The organism is Thioclava arctica (assembly GCF_040892615.1).
Taxonomy (GTDB): Bacteria; Pseudomonadota; Alphaproteobacteria; order Rhodobacterales; family Rhodobacteraceae; genus Thioclava; species Thioclava arctica.
On sequence record NZ_JBFRYC010000054.1, the window covers coordinates 1 to 562 of the forward strand.

Annotated in this window: 1 pseudogene; it reads right to left on the reverse strand. The window is 64.1% G+C overall.

Features of this window, described 5'->3' with window-relative positions:
• A pseudogene (locus tag AB4874_RS19895) lies at nt 1-470 on the reverse strand (hypothetical protein); the annotation flags it as partial.
• Between the last annotated feature and the right edge of the window lie 92 nt (nt 471-562).

A 562-nucleotide genomic window follows, 5' to 3' on the forward strand; every position in this document is an offset into this window, starting at 1 on the left:
TAATGCGATTTCCCGATGCCGGGCGGCCCCACAAGAATGACCGGAGGCAATGTAAGGCCGCGCCCACCGGACGCCACATGCTGCAGCATCTGGTGCATGATCCAGGTCGAGACCTCGCGCATCCAGCCGCTCTCGGCATGCAGCGCGGCGACCAAGTGATGAACGTCATCCGGCGTTGTCGGGCCCGACAGCTTGCCCCCCTCCCGCGCGAGCGCGATCACGCCCGGACGCGCTTCGGTTTTAACTGATGCCAACCCGGATTGGCGCAGGCGGCGCTGATGGGCCACCTCGGCCAGGTCCTTTGCTTTGCGCTCCATTGCGTAATCAAGCTGCGCTTTGCGGCCGCGCCCGTGCATGGTGCGCCGCATTGCGCGCCAAAATGCCAGAAAGCGGGCTTCCATGTCTTCGACACGCGGCACATCCAGCGTGGGCGACAGCACGGCCATGCGGTCATTTGAGAGGCTAGCCATGACGATACCGCTCCTGATCGGATTGCGCAAAACAGCGTGCGATGGTGCGGCAGGGGGCGAGCGTTTGGGGGGATGCGATGATAGACATGGAG